Below are 566 nucleotides of genomic sequence, written 5' to 3' on the forward strand. Positions count from 1 at the left end.
ACCCCCCGAGCCTTGAGCTCGGGACCATTCCGGTTGATCCTGCCGGAGGCCATTGCTATCGGAGTTCGATTTAGCCATGCTAGTCGCACGAGTTCATACTCGTGGCAGATAGCTCAGTGACACGTGGCCAAACTACCCTATGGATCAGAACAACCTCGGGAAACTGAGGCTAATTCTGAATAACGCTCTATGCCTGGAATGGCTTGAGCCGGAAATGCTACGGCGCCATAGGATGTGGCTGCGGCCGATTAGGTAGACGGTGGGGTAACGGCCCACCGTGCCCATAATCGGTACGGGTTGTGAGAGCAAGAGCCCGGAGACGGTATCTGAGACAAGATACCGGGCCCTACGGGGCGCAGCAGGCGCGAAAACTTTACACTGCACGACAGTGCGATAAGGGAACTCCGAGTGCGAGGGCATATCGTCCTCGCTTTTCTGTACCGTAGGGAGGTACAAGAATAAGGGCTGGGCAAGACCGGTGCCAGCCGCCGCGGTAACACCGGCAGCCCAAGTGATGGCCGATATTATTGGGCCTAAAGCGTCCGTAGCCAGCTGAACAGGTCCGT

At 57.2% G+C, this 566-nt stretch carries 1 rRNA gene; it reads left to right on the top strand.

The window, feature by feature from the left end:
- Nucleotides 1-26 precede the first annotated feature (26 nt).
- Nucleotides 27-566 (top strand): 16S ribosomal RNA (locus LI336_RS20050); the annotation flags it as partial.

The organism is Halorubellus salinus, assembly GCF_020567525.1.
Lineage (GTDB): Archaea > Halobacteriota > Halobacteria > Halobacteriales > Natrialbaceae > Halorubellus > Halorubellus salinus.